The sequence below is a fragment of the Terriglobales bacterium genome (genome assembly GCA_035567895.1).
In the GTDB taxonomy this organism is placed as follows: Bacteria; Acidobacteriota; Terriglobia; order Terriglobales; family Acidobacteriaceae; genus Gp1-AA112.
The window spans coordinates 60,680-78,689 of record DATMPC010000009.1; the positions used below are offsets into that span (position 1 = coordinate 60,680).

Below are 18,010 nucleotides of genomic sequence, written 5' to 3' on the forward strand. Positions count from 1 at the left end.
AAATATATTCAGGCGCATTCATCCTCCGAAAGGTTTCATGCGGAACGACCTCGTGGAATGAATCCTGGGACGCCGGTTTTCACCACCTCATTGAGTCTCTGTCGAGTCTGAATTCGATTGATTTCGTTGAATGCATCTTCCGGTAGGGCGGAGATGTCGAAATTCTCCTTCGCCCGAGCCGCAGTTCTAGGCGTAGTAAGTAAAGCCGTGCCACGCTGCACCGCCCATGCCAGCAGCACTTGCGCCGGCGTCTTTTTAATTCGTACGGCGATTGTCAAAATCACTGGGTCTTCGAGCGGCCCCGGCCTCATTCCGTGACCCAGGGGCGCAAAAGCCAAGAGCACAACGCCATTCTTCTTGCAGAATTCCAGAAGGTCCGTTTCGGGAAGATACGGATGCGACTCCACCTGGACCACGGCTGGCTTGATTCTTGCAGATTCATAGAGGGGCATCAGTTCGCTCAAGTCGATGTCCGACAAGCCGATGGCGCGGCATCTGCCTTGATCTACGAGACTCTCCATCGCTCTCCAGGTATCGAGCAGAGTCACGCCGCGGTCGTAGATGACATTGCCGTTTTGATCCCGCGGATCTTGCTCGTCCCCCGGTTGGAACGCAAATGGAGTATGAATGAGGTAGAGATCCAGGTAGTTGAGCCTGAGTCGATCCAGACTCGCATCGAAAGCCGGTCTCACGCGCTCAGGCCGATGATTGGTGTTCCACAATTTGGTTGTGACGAAGACGTCTTCGCGCGCGATCCCGCCAGCGGCAAGTCCTGCCTGTAACGCTTCGCCTACTTCAAGCTCGTTGCCGTATCGCTCCGCGCAATCGAAGTGTCGAAATCCGGCCTCTAGCGCGTCCCTGGTAGCGCTTATAGTTGCGGCGGCATAAGGAATCAGTGTGCCGAACCCGAGTGCCGGCATCCGGCCTCCGTGGTTAAGCGGTATTCCCATGCTCCGAAAATCGGAAGATTCGATCATGATTGACTCCTCGGCACTATCTCGCTTCTAGACAATAATGCACTTTTGTTTCAACACGGTTTAACTTTTGTTGATATCTCGTTGTGGGTGCCGGCGCCGGGTGCCGCAGCCTTTTCTTCCATTTGGTGTTTCGCTGTTTGCTAGCAAGCCGTAGACGAGGGTCCCAGCCCTCCGTGACATGGCGGAGGATACGCCGCCCATCTGGCGGGTTCATTAAGGGAAAACAAGATCAAAGGCGGGACACACGGCCACAGTAAACCGCGCGTATAATTTGCGACAGCGCCGGCCACTATGACTCTAGCTCGTACCGGTAACCCTTCCGTTCGCAGATACTTCCTGTCAGTCATTGCATTTCTTTTCGTTTTACTCAATCTGCCGCTGGGTGCTCATCAAAATCCTCCAGCGAGCGTGCAGAAGTTCGTTGCTCGAACGGAGCTGGTCACAGTTCCGGTCATTGTTCTGAGTCACGGGAAGCATGTAACCGGCCTTCCCAAGGGTGATTTCGAGATCGAAGAAGATGGTCATCCGATGACGTTGGCCACTTTCGAGGAGGTTGGCCTGGCGCAGTCAGCGAAACCGATTTCACCGCCTCCCGGAATCTACACGAACGAAGTGCTCTCCGATGGCCCGGTGACGATGACGATCATAGCGCTTGACTTGATTAACACGCCTTATCTCAATCAAGAGCCGGTAAAGCGCGAGCTTCTCGATTATCTGCAGCACTCTTATCGCGCCGATCGACCGACTATGCTGGCGATCCTTAGTCGCAGCGGGCTGAGAGTCATTCACGACTTCACAAACGACCCTCAAGTGCTGGAGACACTCGTTCGTCATCTGAAGCGAGATGGAAAGCACGACTTGGAAAGCGATGCGGTTGTGCAGAAGGATGATTCTGGAACACTCCTGCAGCAGATCGACGTTTCCGCTGAATATGAAGCGCTCGAGAAGGAATTCTTTGGCGATCCATCTGTCACCCAGGGGAAAGATAGCTTTGACAAATTCATTGCCGACAACGATCGCGAGACCACGCTGCTGGAGCTGCGCCAACTCGCACGCGGGTTGTCCTCCGTTCCCGGAATGAAATCGCTGATCTGGGTATCGGGAGGAATTGTCTTGCCTCGGATCATGGATACGAGATCGCTTCGTCTGGTTGATGAATATGAAGAAACCTGGAAGTTGCTGAATGCAGCGACAATCGTCGTCACGCCGATTGATACCGTGCTGGAAAGTTCTAATGCGGCGTTCCGGGACACGATGCATATGCTGCCCGACCCGAGCAGAAGTACTCACTTGTCGCTCACACCTGAAATCCAACGCATTCAAAATTTCTGGGACCTGGCGCAGCGAACTGGGGGTGACTACTGCCTCATGCGCCGGGATCGACACTGCTTCCAGAAAATGTCGGACCTCACTTCCCACTATTACCTTCTCACCTACTACGTCAAGCCAAGCGACAGGAGCCAGTGGCGAAAAATACGCGTGAAGGTGCGCGGCGAGAATCTGGACGTTAAGGCACGAAACGGATACTACTCGGTAGGTCTCACAGGCGATCCTGAGGAGAGACGCAAGCGAGACGTAGCCGAGGCCTCTCAGACGCCAGTCGAGTTCCGTGGAGTCCCAATCAGCGCCCGCTGGTCAGACTCAGGCGGAAAAGCGGAAAAACCCTCAGCCGGAACTAGTCCATTCCTGGAGAGACGTAACAAGAGAAACTTCCAGCTTGGTATTGCCCCGGGGGCTCTCAGTATTGACGAAGCCGATGGCAATCACATCCGTTTGCACATCGTCGTTCTGGCAATGAACGACAAGGGAAAGGTGCTGAACGACTTGACGCAGCAGCTAGATCTTCATCCCACAAGGGAAGAGCTGCAACGCATCAGAACGCACGGATTTCTTTACGGAAACGAAATGGAAATCCCTGCGGCAAGCACAAGGCTTCGCTTCATCGTTCGCGACGATCTCAGTGAGAATGTCGGCACCGTCTCGATGCCGGTAATGTAGGAAGCAGAGGGAGCAGAACGGAAAGTTTCCCAAAGTGACCCAGGCGAAGACTGCCGGGCGCACACCCGGCACCCACAGCGCAACAATCCGTTGCAGAACCTAAAACGGGAAGATGGCCACCCAGAGCCATTAACGCGCCACGACGTACGCTGCCGCCAGGGGAATCACCAACGCGACCGTGAAGAGCGCCGGTACCGGAAAGATGAAACGCCAGGCGATCACACCGCTAGCGACGGTTGCAAGCGCAATTACCGCGATCATGGGCCGCACGCTTGCCGGACTAGTCCGGGCCAGGGAGGCCATTTGCCACAAGAGTAGCGTCTGCATCAGCATGGCCACACTGATGCTCCAGCCGAAGCCCAGGTAGAAGTCGAGGTACGAGCGATTCGTGCCCATAACGTCGAAATGAACAGCCGTCATGGCCTTCAATACCTCGTTGTCCCCCATCGGTGACCACTTCTGCAGGCCGCCTGAGCTGTGACCGAGCGTGAACAACAGCGAAATGGCCGAAGCGATTCGAAGAAAGAGCGTCGTCGTCATAACGAATTCATCCCTCCTGTGGACAATCGCGAAGTTGGAGTACCGGGCAGATGCTCTGTGTGCGGTTGGAGTGGAATTATCGCCGAATTTCTCTTTGCATGGAGGGCCAGAGCATGGCTGACAGCAAAGATACCCTCAAAACTCGCAACAATCTCATCTAGAACGCGGCAACGGTCAAACTTGGTGTTTCGCTGCGTGCCAACGATCCGAAGATGCAGGTGCCCTTCGTTCTATCGAAGAGCACCCACCTGGTGAGTTCATTAAGGGAAAGCAAAATCAAGGGCGGTACACCCGGCAACTGGGATCGGAACGGCCTTCATGCAACCGAGGCTGTTCGCACGAGCTTGCGTCCGAGAAAGTCCAGGATCTCGCGGGCAATCTCCTCGACGTGGGTCTCGAGTGCGAAGTGCCCGGTGTCCAGCAACTTCACTTCTGCGTTTGGATTGTCGCGCCTGAAGGCCTCTGCACCGGGAGGAAGGAAGAACGGATCGTTCTTGCCCCAGACGGCAAGCAGAGGTGGCCGCTTGGTGCGGAAGTATTCCTGGAATTTGGGATACAGTGCCACGTTGCTCGCGTAGTCGAGGCAAAGGTCGAGTTGGATCTCGTCGTTGCCGGGCCGGGTCAGCAGCGCGCTATCGAGCGTGTAACTCTCCGGGGCAACCTGTGACCCATCGGCCACGCCGTGGGTATATTGCCACTTGGTGGCTTCGGGCGTCAGGAACTCGCGCAACGCGTTGCGGTTGTCCTCGGTGGGCTCTTTCCAGTATCGCTGGATCGGGTTCCATGCTTCGCTCAAGCCTTCTTCGTAGGCATTGCCGTTCTGCGAGATGATGGCGATGATGCGCTCCGGATGTGCCAGAGCCAGCCGCAAACCGACAGGCGCGCCGTAGTCGAAGATGTAGAGAGCGAAGCGTTCCAGCTTGATAGTCTCAGTGAACTTCCCGATCACTTTGGCCAGGTTTTCAAAGTTGTAACGGACGGTCTTGCGGTCGGGAGTGATGGAAAAGCCGAAACCTGGCAGGTCGGGCGCGACCACGTGGTAATGCTCAGCCAGGGCCGGGATCAGGTTGCGGAACATGTGCGAAGAGGTGGGGAAGCCATGCAACAGCAGGATTGCGGGTGCGGATCTGGCGCCGGCTTCGCGGTAAAAGATCTTCTTGCCGTCAAACTCGGCAAAGTGATAGCTAGTCATAGTGTGCCTCCTTTAGGCTCTTGCGACGTTTTACTTGCCCACCGCATCGGATGAACTAACCGATAAAAAGTTTCATTATTGGTGTTAAGAAATTTACACAGGATGGCGATGAAACCGGTCGAGCGCATTGAGGGACCTGATTGGAGAGATGGCTTTCTCTTTGTTGGAAATGAGTTAGCTCTGGATTTCCTGAATACCCGACCCGTCCTGGATGGCGAGGCGACCGAGTTGTTGCCGGACTTCGCGGCACTCGTTCGGTGGTTTCGAGCTGCCGGGGTCTTGACTGAGCATCAGGCACATGAGCTGGCAAAAAAGTGGGCGGAGTCTCCCGCCGGCAAGCGGATAGTCGAGGAGATGCGGCAGTGGCGCGAGCGGCTGAGGAAACAGGTCACTACCTGGGAAGACGGGGCTTCAGTTCATCCGGCAATGGTGAAAGAAGTGAACCAGCTGATGGCGGAGCATCCCATGCGCGTCCGGTTAAGCTCGCAGAAAAAGCCCGCCACAGAACTCTGGTTTGAACCGCATCAGCCCGAAGACCTGTTTGCTCCGCTGGCCCACAGCGTGGCCACGCTCTTCGCCGAGGCGGACCGGAATCGCGTGCGCAAGTGCGGACAATGCGTGCTGCACTTCCACGACACCAGCAAGAAAGGGACCCGGCGCTGGTGCAGCATGCGGCTGTGCGGCAACCGCCTCAAGGTGGCGGCCTACGCCGCCCGCCAGCGCTAGCCCGCATGACGTGGAGATCAAAACGGGACAGTTTGATCTGTTCTATCTGCGGCTGTTGTGTTGGGAGCATTCACCTGGTCGATTCATTAAGGGAAAACAAAATCAAGAGCGGCCACCCAGCATTCATCCTCCAATACGTGATTATGGTCACACAAGAGTATTGGCGATGGCTTTAGAAGATGTGGAACTCGCTCCAAAGCAGACGAAAGGAATCTATGGAATACCTGATCGGGGTTGGACTAGCAGTGGTAGCGTGCGCCTTCGCCATGCTGGTTGGATTTGATCGCGACCGCGTCTTCTATCCGACGGTGGCGATAGTGATTGCCACCTATTACATTTTGTTTGCCGTCGTGGGGAGTTCGACGCGGGTGCTGGTCTTGGAGTCCCTAATTGCTTGCGCTTTTTTCGTGCTGGCCGTGGCAGGCTTCAAGAAGAACCTTTGGCTGATTGTGGCTGCCCTCGCCGGACACGGAGTTTTCGACTTCTTTCATCACCGGTTCATTCAGAATCCCGGTGTCCCGGTGTGGTGGCCCGGCTTCTGCCTTTCGTTCGACGTTCTCGCCGGCGGCTTCCTTGCCATGCTGCTCATGCGACGCGCCGGGTTCGCTTCCGTTGCCAAATCCCACGTATAGGACTGTCGCACGGCAGAATGCAGCTCAGGGTAGCTTGTCGAAAAATAGATAAAGGGCGGCAATTCGGCCGTCCCGGGCAATGATGACATCAGTTCCGGAGTAAGCCGGCGCCTCGCCGGGGCGGCCCGATACCCATCGGACCAGCCCGCCATTGCCCGATTCCTCGGGCTCGTTAGTTGGCTGATATTGAAAATCAGGGTGAGTAGCCTTGACCGCGCCGGCGATGCGATCGATCTCGTCACGGCCACGGTAGACTCCCTTGCTGGGGTCGTAGAACACACAGTCTTCGGTGTAGAGCTCGTCGATGGCCGCGCGCCGACGCGCGGGGTCGTTTTCACCGAAGACATCACGAAGATTGCGGATCAGCAAGGTCGATATGCTATTGGACATCGCTTGTCTCCTCTGGGCATCTTGCCGAGGCGCTTGATAATCCTGGGCGTTGTCTAGATGCAGGCATCGCGAGGAAAGTCGCACCAACACGTGCCTGTTTCGGATCCCTGGGTTTACCTCAATGGAGAAGATTGGTACGTACGATCAGGCGCGAGGCTCATCGTTTGTCTATGATTCGTTCAGGATGAGGAACCATGAGTAAAGCGGACGGTCAGGACACGGCAGACCGTCTCTCTGCAATCGTGGTGAGCTCGCTGGACACTCAGGCGAAAACGCAGGATCTAGCGCGCCAGGCGTACCAAAGCCGCACGCAGTTTCACAGGTTGTTCCGAACGGTGATCGAAGAAACTCCGGGTGCCATGCGACGACGGTTGTTGTTGGAAAGAGCCGCATATCAACTGGCGCATACCGGAATGTCGGTCACGGACGTCGCCCTGGACGCCAACTACGGTTCGTTGGAGGCGTTCACTCGCGCTTTCCGAAAAGCTTTTCGGATCTCTCCGAGCCTCTATCGGCGCATGCGTGATCCGCACTTTCATTTGCCGGCGTCCAACAAAATTCACTTTTTTGCCCCTGGTTCCTCAACCAAAGGAGGAAGTGACATGGATTTATTTGATCGATTTGCAGGCAACGACTCCTGGCACACGCGGCGTTTGTTGGAATATGCGAATACCTTGACAGACGAGCAATTGGATCGGCCGCTGGCCACGGTCGTTGAGTTGCTGCCCTGGCGGGAGTCGAATAAGACGCTAAGGCAGTTGTTGGAAAACATTATCTTCACGAAAGAAGTTTGGACCGCCGCGCTGTCCGGAACGAGTACCGATATGAACCCTCCTAAGTCGCGGCGTTCCCCACAAGCGATGCTGCAAAGGCTCGAAAAGACCGATGCTGAACTGGATCGTATTTTGAGTGACGTCCGAAACCGCTCCGCCTGGGATGATACGTTCGTCGACGGTCTGTGCGAACCGGCGGAGACCTTCACGTTTGGCGGCGTCTTCGCCCATATCATGACCTTCAACGCCCATCGCCGATTGATGGCCTTAGACGTTCTGCGCCAACTCGGCGTTCAGACCGAAGGTTTCGGCGATCCCATGGAGTATGAGGAAAGTGTGGCGCCTTGGAACAAGCAGGTACTTGTCAAAACGCCATGAGAGAACAGGAAGACGCGGCACTGCGCTCCCGTATACTCCCTGCGGGGTGCACCAGCCTTTCCCCCATTTAGTGTTTCGCTGTTTGCTAACGAACCGAAGCGGTGGGTGCATTATGAGAAAACAAAATCAAGGGCGGGGCACCCGGCGACGGAATTTTACAGTCGGCGTGATATTCGTAGTGCTTGTTTCAGGTCTTGCGCGAGCACTGGAGTGTCCAAAGCCAGTCGAATCCGATCCTGCCGATCTAGTTCAATTCCTTGAGGCGCAGGCGCGCACGGCTGACCCGGAATGCGTCACGTTGGCAATTCGGCGTCTGGGCGAATTCCGTTCACCCTTAGGAATCGCGGTTCTGGTGGATCTGCTGGACTTTCGCAGGCCAGATAGTGACGCTGAAAAGCTTCACGTCTTCGATGCGCACGATAAATTCCCGGCCGTATCGGCACTTTTCGGAGTTGGGAGCCCTGCGATCCCCGATTTACTGACAAAGTTGAAGACCAGAAAGGCTTCTCCGACGGAAAGGAAAAACGGGATTCGTGCGATGATGTTCATCCACAGGGAGTCGCCGCCAGAAGCAATCAGGGTTCTGAAGGAAGCGGCTAATGCCGCCACGGACCCACAAGAGGCATCGCAATTAGAATCTGCTGCGAGGGATGCCGTCGCGTTCTGCGGTGAAAAATGGCGCGTCAAATGCGCAGATGAAGCGGCCAAATAAATTGACCGGGCCGAGTGCCTCAGCCTTTCCCCCATTTAGTGTTTCGCTGTTTGCTAACGAACCGAAGCGGTGGGTGCCCTACCCTCCGCGACTTTCGGAGGGTGGCCATGCTGCCTGCAATGGCTTGCTTAGAACTGCTTTGACATGCCCGTTTCAGGAATGATACAAGTCGAAGACTCAATCCAGAGTTGCATAATTCATTGCAGCCCACCCTCCGAACATCGCGGAAGGTAGGGCACCCACCTGGTGGGTTCATTATGAGAAAACAAAATCAAGGGCGGGGCACCCGGCAAGGCAACAACTGAGACGCGCGCTTTACATATCAGGAAGCTCGCGAGTGAGTCACTGAGTTAACGGTTCTTCGTCAAGGCTGTGTGCTGTAGTGTTCCTTATCATTCCCCTTTCACGTTCCAATCCATAGAATCATGTGACACGCCCAGCGTGCTGGATAGGCGGAGCTAACTGATCGATGCACCAGGAAACAATCATCGTCGAAGCAAAACAGGTACAGAAGTCGTACCCACAGCCCCATGGCGATCCGATCCTGGTGATTGCGCCCACAGATCTGACCATAAATTCCGGCGAAATCGTGGCACTGCTTGGTCCATCAGGTTCCGGCAAGTCCACTCTGCTTCGGATTCTTACCGGACTCTCGACGCCGTCCGCAGGTCGCGTTCTCTGGCACGGCGAGCCCCTCGGCACCGTGAAACCGAATGTCGCGATCGTTTTTCAGAGCTTTGCGCTTTTTCCATGGCTCACGGTTCTCGATAATGTCGAGCTGCCTCTGAAAGCGACAGGAGTGCCCGCGATTCCGCGGCGCAAGCGTGCACTCAAGATTTTGGACACAGTCGGTCTCGATGGTTTTGAGGCAGCGTATCCGAAAGAACTGTCCGGCGGAATGAAACAGCGTGTCGGGTTCGCACGTGCTCTGGTGATCGAACCGGAAGTGCTCTTCATGGATGAGCCGTTTTCTGCCCTCGATGTTCTCACGGCAGAGAACCTCCGCAGTGAATTGCTTGAGCTGTGGGAAAAGAAGGAAATTCCCACACGGTCCATCTTCATCGTCACGCACAACATTGAGGAAGCAGTGTTGCTTGCCGATCGTGTCATCGTACTCGGACGAAATCCCGCGCGCATCCGCACCGACTTCCGCGTGCAATTGCCTCGGCCGCGCGACCGCAAAGAGTCACTTTTCAACCGTTACATCGATTACATCTATACCGTGCTCACGCAGCCCGAGGCGGTCCCGTCTGTTCCGGGACAGCACGAGCAACCCGCTCAGCAGCAGGGGGCGAAGACCATGTATGAGATGCTGCCGCACGTTCGTCCCGGCGGCATCGCCGGACTGCTCGAAATGCTCGACGATCGCGGCGGACGAGAGGAAATCTCCCGGCTCGCGAAAGACCTGAGCTTCGAAATCGACGATCTGCTTCCGCTCATAGATGCCGCCGTCATGCTCGGCTTCCTCAAGGTCGAACAGGGCTATGCCGAGATCACTCCCGAGGGCCGTGCGTTCGCGTACGCAGAGATCCAGCGGCAAAAGGAACTCTTCCGTGAAGCCTTGCTCAAACGTTTATTGCTTTTCCGGCAAATCACGCGAGTGCTCGAGAGCAAGTCGGACCATGCGGTTCATGAAGAATTCTTCCACGATCTCCTGGACGAGCAATTCAGCGAGGATGAAACCATCAAGCAGATGGAAACCGCGATCAACTGGGGTCGCTATGCCGAGATCTTTGACTACGATGCCGGCCGACACCGCCTGATGCTTCCGCAGGGAGTAGAACCATCGCCCCCTCTGAATCAGGTGAAGCAGTGATCCGTGTCCGCACTTTCGCGCGCTCAGTGGTGAAACAACCGACATGGACGGTTGCCACTGACTTTGTAGTTCTCTTCTGTGGGCTAGCGTGTTTTTACGGAATCGTTCTGATCGCACGCTACTGGTCTGGCGGGTTTGTACGCGTAGCCCAGATCGATCGCTCTCCCACGGCACTCCCGGTGTACGCCTTCTACTCGCTGGTTCGCATTCTGATTGCGTACTTTCTGAGCCTGGTGTTTGCTCTTGGATATGGATGGTTGGCCGCTCACAAGCCTCGCCTCGAAGCGCCGCTGCTCGCGATCCTCGACGTGCTTCAGTCCATTCCGGTACTTAGCTTCCTCCCCGGTGTGATGTTGGCTCTCGTTGCCCTGATACCGACGCGACAATTAGGGCTGGAAATAGGCGTCGTGATCCTGATCTTCACTGGACAAGTCTGGAATATGGCTTTCAGCTTCTATTCATCGCTGAAGAGTATTCCGCGAGAGCTGCATGAAGCTACACGCATCTATAAGCTTTCGCCGTTACAACGCTTTTTCACTTTGGAACTGCCTTACGGCACCATCGGATTGGTTTGGAACTCGATGGTATCAGTTGCCGGCGGCTGGTTCTTCCTGATGGCCTGCGAGATGTTCGTGCTGGGGAAGCGCGACTTTCGCCTGCCTGGGCTTGGATCCTACTTACAAACGGCGGCTAGCGCCAGCGACACGGTCTCCATCCTGTGGGGGCTCGCGACGATGATCGGAATCATCGTGCTGCTCGACCAACTCGTGTGGCGGCCGATCATTGCCTGGTCGGACAAGTTCAAGTTCGAGCAGGTGGAGAGCGTCGCAGTACCCAGGTCTCCTATTCTGGAAGCTTTGCGGCGCTCTCAGGCGGTGAAGGTGTTGAGCAAGAGGATTGTCCGGCCACTCGCTGAACAGTTCGTGCTGAGCCTGGCTCAAAAAGCGCAGCGTCCCCGGCCTGAGAAGAAGACAGATAAAGCGCTGAGTTACACGCTCGCTGTCCTCATAATTGCAGTTCTTGCCACTGTCACTATCTACGCCTCAACCCGCGCAATCGGACTACTGCGCGACGTGGATCGATCCAATTTTCTTCTGACTCTCAAGAGTGCGGCAGCGACTTTCCTGCGCGTGAATGCTTCGTTGCTCATTGCCTCCGCCTGGACGATCCCAGCAGGCGTAGCCATCGGCTTCCATCCGCGCCTGGCTCGCATCGCGCAACCGCTCGCACAGATCGCTGCGTCGGTGCCGGCAACGGCTCTGTTTCCTATTCTGCTGCTGGGCATTGTGCAGTTGGGCGGAGGGCTCGGCGTCGGGTCAATTGCGCTCATGCTGCTAGGCACTCAGTGGTACATCCTGTTTAACGTGATCGCCGGAGCCATGGCCATCCCCTCGGACCTGCGCGAAGTCGCTGATGTCTTCAACTTATCGAAGAGAGACCGTTGGAAGACGGTGATCCTGCCTGGCATTTTTCCTTATCTGATCACCGGGCTCGTCACTGCATCCGGAGGCGCATGGAACGCCAGCATTGTCGCAGAGTATTTCCATATGAAAGACCAAACCTTGTCGACTCTGGGGCTGGGCGCAGCAATCAGCCGTGCGACCGATACCGGAAACTTCCCGCTACTTCTGCTTTCCACAATTGTGATGGCAACGATGGTGGTGACGGTGAATCGTCTGGTGTGGCGTCCTCTCTATCGTCTCGCGGAAACTCGATTCAGGCTTGATGCTTGAGCCAGCCCGCCACTAGGAAAATGTACAGTCCGTGGGATGATTCTTCCGTTCTGCCAAGGCCGCGCGCAACCTTACGGGCTCCGAACAGCGCCCTCGCAAAAGTCAAAATAAAGGGCCACATTGTCCCAAGTGATCGCAACTCCTTCGCGGAATTTGCGTCTGTACAAGCAAAGGGATAAGACGAACAACTCTCGATTAATGAATTCGGGACGCGGTATTTGTGCGTCTTGGCGGAGAGTTTGCACGTCTAAGTAGATAGATGTCACCCCGTGATACTTACAATTCATTGTCATTTCGAGCTTTTCCGCAGCTCAAGTCTTTCATTCTGCTCGGTCTCCTGACTCTCGTGACTTTCTTCTGCGTTTTGTCTGCACAGGCGCAACGGGGAGAGGGAGCAGTGGTGTCGACATCGCCCTCGGGGATCCAGGTTGACGAGATTATTCGGCGATTTGCAGCTAAGGAGAAAGATTTTCAGGCGGCGCGCGCCCACTACACGTATCGGCAATCCAACATCATTCAGACACTGGAAGGCAACACTGCCGACGGCGAATATCGCCAGGATTGGGACGTAAACTTCGACACGCACGGTAAGCGTTCGATCGCAGTGACCTATGCTCCGGAGCCAACGCTCACGCGCATCTCAATGACAAGTGAAGACACAAACGATCTGCAGAATGTAATGCCATTTGTGCTCACGACTGATGAGATTCCCGATTACAACATCTTGTACGTAGGCCAACAGCGCGAAGACGAGCTGCAGACTTACGTGTTCGACATCGCGCCGAAGCAGATCGAAAAGACTCATCGACGCTTTCAGGGTCGCATTTGGGTGGACAATCATGATTTCCAGATCGTGAAAACCTACGGAAAGTCAGTGCCAGATCTGCGCAGCGGCAAGGACGAAAATTTGTTTCCGCGCTTCACGACCTACCGAGAACAGGTCGACAACGTCTACTGGTTCCCCACATACACTAGCGCGAAAGACACGCTGCACTTCAAGGGAGGCGACGTCGACATTCGCATCATCATCAAGTACACGGACTACAAGCGTTTCGGCTCGGAGACGAAGATCCTCTACGACGGGAAGCAGCTTCCGACGGACCCCACTCCTCCGCCAAAGTAATTGAAGAAGAGCCCTGAATAGTTTGGGGGTCAAACTAGCGTTCTGATCCCCCAACCAAGACCCATCGAAGCAGAGACGTCCGCTGCAGCGTACGTCTCTGCTTTTCAGCTTGCGCTCGCTAAAAACTGATCTTGGCCGCGAATTGCAATCCACGCGGACCACCGCCGCCGAGGAATGGATTGCCAATGCCCACATCTCCGGTAGCAGTTAGCGCGTAGGAACCGATGCCGCGACCTGCGCCATCAAGTCCGTTTACCGCCGGATCGGCGATAAAGTTCGGCAACTCCGGATTCGCCAAGTTCGGATGGTTGAACAGGTTGAAGAACTCCGCGCGCAAGTGCAGCGTTACGTGCTCTGTGAGCGGCGTGTTCTTGAAGATGGTCGCGTTGAATTCCTTGAAGCTCGGACCGCGCAGGGAGTTGCGTCCGAGGTTGCCGAAGTGCCGCGTGCCCGGCACACAATCTGTGTCGGACGCAGAAGTGACGCCAGCGGCGATCGTGCACGGCACGCGGAACGACGTTAGATCGATGAAATTGAATGGCACCTTGCCGTAACGAACCGGTCCGGCGAGATCGGGACGGTCAAATCCTTCTCCCGCCCCCGAAAAATCGCCCTCGAAGTTGTAGTTGAACGAGAACGGCTGGCCGTCCTGCAGGTTTAGGACTCCGTCGAGACCCCAGCCATCGGTGAGTCGTGCGTGACTTCCCTTGCGATTTGGAAACTCATAGGTGAAGTTCCAGGTGAAGCGGTTGCGAATATCGAAGTTGGAATTTCCGCGTTCCAGATTGGGAGCAAGACTGTTGTTCGGCTGTGCAGCATTGGGAATGAAGTCCTCGCTGTCGCTGGCGTTGTCGATGGAGTGCGAGTAAACGTAGTTCGCTTGCGAGGTTATTCCGTGGAAACCGCTGAGCCGCAGACTTGTCTGCAGGCTGTGATAGATGGAATTGGCGCTGGCTTCCTCCTGATTGATGAAAAAGAAATTGCTAAATGGCCTGGGAACACTAAAGCTCTGAATGCCGTTGGCCAGATCAGAGGCCGTAATCGCAGCCTGACTGGGCTGATTGATGTCCCGAAAACGGAAAAGCTTGGTACCCTTTGCACCGACGTATCCAATCTGGGCGACAGCCCTACTGCCAAGCTGCCGCTGGATATTTAGATTGAAATTCTGGACATAGGGCGTGCGGATGTGCGGATCGACTCCGAAGAAGTCTCCCAGGGGTGCCGGACTTGAATACACAGGAGTATTGGCGGACAACGGCGTTCCGCTCAAGCCCGCAAAAGAGATGGCTGCCGGTCCAATCCCTGAATAGGCGGGGCCGGGACAGAACGTGCAGTTGAACGGCACGTGTCCGAGAAAGATGTCCTGCGAGAACGCGTCGTAGAACAATCCCCAGCCACCGCGAACCACAGTCTTTCCCTGACCACGGACGTCGTAGGCGAAGGCCAAACGCGGAGCAAAGTTGTTGTAATCGGGCTCGTACAAATTCCGCGAAGTACCACCAGTTCCCACTTGGAAGACGGCATCCAATGTGGGATCGAAATGGTAAAAGAGATTATCCCTCTCGCTTACCAAACCAAAATAGTCCCAGCGCAGGCCTAAGTTCAGGGTTAAGCGCGGAGTGGCGCGGAAGCTATCCTGAGCGTAGAAGCTGTGACTATTCTCGACTGAATGGCGCGCGGTGAAGCCTTGCGCCTGCGAGCCGCCGCTTGGAACGCCTTGCAGGAAGTCGCTCAGCGTGTCGAATGAGAGCCTGCCGCGGAAATTCGAGTCCTGGATGACTTTGATGGTCGTCCGACGGTACTCATATCCGAACTTGATATCGTTCCTACCTGCTTTCCAGGTGTAGTTGTCGATGAAGTGCCAGTTGGAGTCGACACGATCACGCGGCACGCTGGCGGTCGCGCCAATGACTGAAAATCCGGCAGCCGAGATCTTCGGCAACCCGAAATCGAAAGGCTGTGCGCCTGTGTTCAAGCCGATGGAGCTTGGATTGAACGCGCTGTCTTCGGGGAAGAATCCCTCGGCAAAGCGATTCCATCCCAGACGCGCTTCGTTCACCTGCTTTGGGTTCACGACCTTCACGTACGACAGCGAAACCAGTTGTACACGCGTCGGCGTGACCGTGTTGAAGCCCGGCAGCAAGCCTCCGGCTAGCTGAGCAAAGGGGAAGCTCTGATCGCTGTCCCCAAAGTAGTAGCGGCCGGTAAGCAGGTTATTGCTATCGAAGTTGTGATCGATCTTCGCGATCATGCTGTCCACGCGATTCTTGAAGCGCGTGGCCGTAGAGAGATTCCCGCCGTTCGGGCATCCCGAGTCATCGCTGGTCACAGCAAGATTCGGCACGGGCCAGGGATTGCGTTTGAGCAGCGAGGCAATTACCGGATTGGGATTCCCGTTCGCAGCTATGTCGGCGGCGATTTGCTTGGGATCGGGAACGCAACTGAGTCCAGCCTGAGCGCCGGTCTCGCGCTGGCCTTCATAGTCGACGTAGAAGAAAGTGCGATTCCTGATGATCGGGCCACCGAACGCGCCACCGAATTGGTTGTTGTGGAAAGGATTCTTTCCGCCGACGTTGTTGAAGTAATTGCGCGCGCCCATTTGACCAGTGCGGAGAAACTCAAGCCCCGAACCGTGAAATATGTTGGTACCACTCTTCGTAACGATGTTCACCACAGCCCCGCTATTGCGCCCATACTCGGCTTCGTAGTTCGAAAGCACGCGCAGCTCTGCGACCGCGTCAATGGGGAGAATCGTCGCCGGATCGCCAAAAACTCCAGCCTCGTTAATGGCGGGATCGTTGCGGAAGCCGTCGTTCATGTCCGTGCCGTCGAGCAGAAAATTGTTCGATCGGCCGCGTGAACCGTTCATCGAGAACGTGCCGAAGGATCCGGGGGAATCCGAAATCTGATCGGGCGAGCCGGATACCCCTGGATTGAGGTAGATCAGCTTGGTGTAGTCACGTCCATTGACGGGCAAATTTTCGATCGCTTTCGTAGTCAGGGTCCCGCCGAGTTCAGCCGACGTGGTCTCTACCAGCGACAGCGTCTCTCCTGAAACTTCGACAGTCTCGGAGACTTGTCCCGCCGGTAGCTGTGCGTCCACACGACGCTCGGTCGCAACGTCGACAATGACATTCCTCGTGACTGAAGTCTGAAAACCCGTTGCAGCGACAGTCACAGTGTAGCTGCCCATCGGTAGTTCAGGAACGCTGTAGCTGCCGTCAGAGGTGGTCTCGGTGTTTCGTTCAAGGCCGGTCGCCACTTGACGTACGGTGACCTTCGCACCGGGAACGACGGCGCCGGAAGAGTCGGTTACTGTGCCCAAAATGGTGCCACGAAACGTTTGCGCAATTACACCTGGCACGGCTAGAACTAGGAAGAAGAGCAAGGCGAGACGGGACTTCATAGGGGAACTCCTCAATAAAAGTCGGGGCAGAAGTGCTCTGGAAAAAGTTATGGGGACAGCTTACAGCAAAACTGCACTTGTAGGCTGTCCCCTATTTCCCAGTTTAGTTCTCAGCACGCTTGCGGATGAATGCAGGCACGTCGAGGTCGTCACCATCGATGCCGTTTACGCTGTTGCGAACTGCTTCGAGAGAGATGGAATCTCTCACCGGCGCCACTACGCGTGAGGCCATAGACATCGCGGAAACTGCGACTGGAGCGGCGACGCCTACTGACGCATGTATTTCATCCTCCAACTCATGATGATTGTGTGCGTGGGACTCAACTGCCGCAACTGGCGAGGATCTTTCCTGCATCGTCACCTGTGGACTCGGCGCATGCGGTGAAGTAGCACGAGCAGCGGCGATTGCTCCGACAGCGACGCCCGTAGCGCGGTCGCTGCGCTGTATATGATCGCTCTTGAACCCCGTCGCGATGACTGTGATCTTCACGTCGTCCTTCATCTTTTCGTCGAGCACAGCGCCGAAGATAATGTTGGCATCTTCGTGGGCCGCATTCTGGATGATGGTGGATGCCTCGTTCACTTCGGCCAACTTAAGCGTGCTTGATCCCGTGATGTTGATAAGGATGCCGCGTGCTCCGTCAATCGCACCTGCTTCGAGCAATGGAGACGCGATAGCCGCCTGCGCTGCTTCCAGAGCGCGACGTTCGCCGCGACCTGTGGCCGTGCCCATTACCGCATAGCCCATGCCTTGCATGATCGTCTTCACATCGGCAAAGTCGCGGTTGATGATGCCGGGAATGGTGATGATGTCGGAGATACCCTGCACGGCCTGGCGCAGAATGTCATCGGCAACGCGGAAGGATTCAAAAAAGCCCGCATTTTGCGCCACCGCGAGCAGCTTCTCATTCGGGATCACGATGGTTGTGTCTACCGATTCGATGAGCTCGTCCAGTCCGTGATCAGCTTGCGACTTGCGGCGTTTTCCTTCGAATGCGAAGGGCTTGGTGACGACGGCGACTGTCAGTGCGCCCATTTCGCTGGCTAACGACGCGATAATCGGAGCCGCGCCAGTGCCCGTGCCGCCGCCGAGTCCTGCTGTTACAAAGACCATGTCTGCGCCTTCGAGCGCTTCGATGATCTGATGAGCGTCCTCGAGCGCGGCTTTCCTTCCCACTTCGGGATTTGCGCCGGCACCCAACCCGCTGGTGAGCTTTACGCCGAGCTGAATCTTCACCGAGGCCTGCGACATTTGCAGCGCCTGAAGATCGGTGTTGGCTACCAGGAATTCAACGCCTTCCACCTTGGCATTGATCATGCGGTTCACCGCATTGCCGCCGCCACCGCCCACACCGATCACTTTGATCTTCGCGTTGTTGCGCGGATCCTCGTTGAAGCTAATGCGGATGTCTTCGGAACTACCTTCGGCTTTGCCTTTTGCCATAAGTCATTCTCCCTTCAAGTTTTGCGCTCGCTCTCACAATCGGGTGATCGGGCCATCGGGTGAACTAACAGCCGATCTGGCTTATTTTGCAATTTCGTAATTTCCTGATTTGGTGAGTTTGACATCGCTACATCGCTAAATCGCAAAATCACGAAATCACCCGATGTCTT

At 55.9% G+C, this 18,010-nt stretch carries 14 protein-coding genes; 8 read left to right on the forward strand and 6 right to left on the reverse strand.

The genetic code is table 11. The features are described 5' to 3' along the window. Positions 1–35: 35 nt before the first annotated feature. Entirely contained in the window at positions 36–977 is a 942-nt protein-coding gene (locus VNX88_02105; GenBank protein HWY67424.1) for an aldo/keto reductase, read from the reverse strand. A 291-nt stretch (positions 978–1,268) separates the two neighbouring features. On the opposite strand from VNX88_02105, the gene VNX88_02110 reads away from it, so the two are divergent. Further along, the gene (locus tag VNX88_02110) at positions 1,269–2,975 is read left to right on the forward strand and encodes a VWA domain-containing protein (GenBank protein ID HWY67425.1); all 1,707 of its coding nucleotides are present in this window, start codon (positions 1,269–1,271) and stop codon (positions 2,973–2,975) included. 129 nt (positions 2,976–3,104) lie between these two features. Here the strand turns inward: VNX88_02110 and VNX88_02115 are convergent, their stop codons facing one another. Both VNX88_02115 and VNX88_02120 read right to left on the reverse strand, forming a co-directional pair. Further along, complete coding sequence (locus VNX88_02115) at positions 3,105–3,515, reverse strand: hypothetical protein (GenBank protein ID HWY67426.1); 411 nt, start codon at positions 3,513–3,515, stop codon at positions 3,105–3,107. Between the two features lie 316 nt (positions 3,516–3,831). Continuing rightward, positions 3,832–4,707 (reverse strand): alpha/beta hydrolase, encoded by an 876-nt coding sequence (locus tag VNX88_02120; GenBank protein ID HWY67427.1) that lies wholly within the window; start codon positions 4,705–4,707, stop codon positions 3,832–3,834. A gap of 108 nt (positions 4,708–4,815) precedes the next feature. Between VNX88_02120 and VNX88_02125 the strand changes: the two genes are divergently transcribed. Together VNX88_02125 and VNX88_02130 are read left to right on the forward strand one after the other, a co-directional pair. After that, on the forward strand, positions 4,816–5,433 hold the full coding sequence (locus VNX88_02125; GenBank protein HWY67428.1) for an ABATE domain-containing protein: 618 nt from the start codon (positions 4,816–4,818) through the stop codon (positions 5,431–5,433). A 215-nt stretch (positions 5,434–5,648) separates the two neighbouring features. Next, on the forward strand, positions 5,649–6,065 hold the full coding sequence (locus VNX88_02130) for a hypothetical protein (protein ID HWY67429.1): 417 nt from the start codon (positions 5,649–5,651) through the stop codon (positions 6,063–6,065). A gap of 24 nt (positions 6,066–6,089) precedes the next feature. Here the strand turns inward: VNX88_02130 and VNX88_02135 are convergent, their stop codons facing one another. After that, positions 6,090–6,455: a nuclear transport factor 2 family protein gene (locus VNX88_02135; protein ID HWY67430.1), complete on the reverse strand. Its 366-nt coding sequence runs from the start codon at positions 6,453–6,455 to the stop codon at positions 6,090–6,092. A gap of 194 nt (positions 6,456–6,649) precedes the next feature. Here VNX88_02135 and VNX88_02140 point away from each other — a divergent pair, with 194 nt between their 5' ends. The 5 genes from VNX88_02140 (at position 6,650) to VNX88_02160 (ending at position 12,990) form a co-directional block, all read left to right on the forward strand. Further along, positions 6,650–7,606 (forward strand): helix-turn-helix domain-containing protein, encoded by a 957-nt coding sequence (locus tag VNX88_02140; GenBank protein HWY67431.1) that lies wholly within the window; start codon positions 6,650–6,652, stop codon positions 7,604–7,606. 352 nt (positions 7,607–7,958) lie between these two features. Beyond that, positions 7,959–8,318 carry a hypothetical protein gene (locus VNX88_02145; protein ID HWY67432.1) on the forward strand — a complete coding sequence of 120 codons (360 nt, stop codon included), beginning with the start codon at positions 7,959–7,961 and terminating at the stop codon, positions 8,316–8,318. Positions 8,319–8,787: 469 nt separating this feature from the next. Further along, complete coding sequence (locus VNX88_02150; protein ID HWY67433.1) at positions 8,788–10,134, forward strand: nitrate/sulfonate/bicarbonate ABC transporter ATP-binding protein; 1,347 nt, start codon at positions 8,788–8,790, stop codon at positions 10,132–10,134. Between the two features lie 29 nt (positions 10,135–10,163). Next, the gene (locus tag VNX88_02155) at positions 10,164–11,867 is read left to right on the forward strand and encodes an ABC transporter permease subunit (protein HWY67434.1); all 1,704 of its coding nucleotides are present in this window, start codon (positions 10,164–10,166) and stop codon (positions 11,865–11,867) included. A 400-nt stretch (positions 11,868–12,267) separates the two neighbouring features. Then, entirely contained in the window at positions 12,268–12,990 is a 723-nt protein-coding gene (locus VNX88_02160; protein HWY67435.1) for a hypothetical protein, read from the forward strand. A 118-nt stretch (positions 12,991–13,108) separates the two neighbouring features. Here VNX88_02160 and VNX88_02165 read toward each other — a convergent pair whose 3' ends face one another. Further along, positions 13,109–16,396 (reverse strand): TonB-dependent receptor, encoded by a 3,288-nt coding sequence (locus tag VNX88_02165; protein ID HWY67436.1) that lies wholly within the window; start codon positions 16,394–16,396, stop codon positions 13,109–13,111. 103 nt (positions 16,397–16,499) lie between these two features. Next, positions 16,500–17,840 (reverse strand): cell division protein FtsZ, encoded by a 1,341-nt coding sequence (ftsZ, locus tag VNX88_02170; GenBank protein HWY67437.1) that lies wholly within the window; start codon positions 17,838–17,840, stop codon positions 16,500–16,502. Positions 17,841–18,010: the final 170 nt, after the last annotated feature.